Source organism: Streptomyces milbemycinicus (genome assembly GCF_002154605.1).
In the GTDB taxonomy this organism is placed as follows: Bacteria; Actinomycetota; Actinomycetes; order Streptomycetales; family Streptomycetaceae; genus Streptomyces; species Streptomyces milbemycinicus.
The window spans coordinates 1-1,055 of sequence record NZ_MUNE01001162.1; the positions used below are offsets into that span (position 1 = coordinate 1).

Annotated in this window: 2 protein-coding genes; one reads left to right on the plus strand and one right to left on the minus strand. The window is 71.0% G+C overall.

Annotated features, from left to right (window positions below):
• A partial coding sequence (locus CCN51_RS51795) for a MarR family transcriptional regulator (RefSeq protein ID WP_170061384.1) occupies window positions 1-271 on the minus strand: 271 nt, incomplete at its 3' end.
• A gap of 117 nt (window positions 272-388) precedes the next feature.
• Between CCN51_RS51795 and CCN51_RS51800 the strand changes: the two genes are divergently transcribed.
• A partial coding sequence (locus CCN51_RS51800) for an alpha/beta fold hydrolase (protein ID WP_086861286.1) occupies window positions 389-1,055 on the plus strand: 667 nt, incomplete at its 3' end.

Here is a 1,055-nt window from a genome sequence, read left to right on the forward strand (position 1 = left end):
GTCTGAAGGAGGCGGGGTCGGGGGTGGTGGTGATGGACCCCGCCTCCTTCAGACGGGCGACGGCGGTGGAGATCTGGCTCTGCGGCAGTCCGGTGCGGGCTGCGATATCGCCGACGGTGGTGCCGGGGTGCGCGGCGATATCGCTGGCGGCGATCAGCACGAGGCGGGTGCTGCCCGCGTGGCGTTCGCTCCCGCCGGGGGGTTCGGGCATGGCGTCCTCGCCGATCTTCATGAGCGTACGGCCGAGGAGGAAGAGTTCGACTCCGTTCACGGAGCGAGGGTACATCGAATTAGATACATCTATCTTGATGCATCTAATTCGATGGATTACGGTGAGGCGTGGCAGCCAGATGCGTGGCAGCCACGCCACTGACACGAGGGGAACCCCATGACGTACGAGAACACGTACGAGAACACCCGCACCGGCACCCTCGACGCGCCCGGCGCCACCCTCCACTACCAGGTACGCGGGGCCGGACCCGCGCTGCTGATCGGCCAGAGCGGCGAGGGGGACGCCGACCGCAGCGTCGACCTCGCCGCGCGCCTCGCCGACACATACACCGTGGTCACCTACGACCGGCGGGGCCTGTCACGGAGCCGACTCCACGACCCGTCCGGCGGGGCGACGCTCGCCGAGCACGCGGACGACGCGGCGCGCGTGCTCGCGGCGGTGACACCCGAGCCGGCCGCGATGCTCGGCTGCAGCCTCGGCGCCGTCATCGGCCTGCACCTCTCGCTGCGCCACCCGGGCCGGATCCACACCCTGATCGCCCACGAACCCGTCGCGCCCCGCCTGCTGCCCGCCGCCGAACGGACCCACCACGAGCATGAACTCGCCCACCTGCAGCGGCTCTACGTACGCGACGGCCTCGCCCCCGCCCTCCCGGAGATCGCCCGCGTCCTCGGCATCGACACCCGCGGCCGCGACTCCGAACCCGGCCTGACCCCGCAGCCCATCAACGACCTGCGCCGCGCCAACTTCGACTACTTCATCCGCCACGACTTCACGGCGGTCCTCGCCGACACGCTCGACCTCCCCGCCCTCACGGCCACCC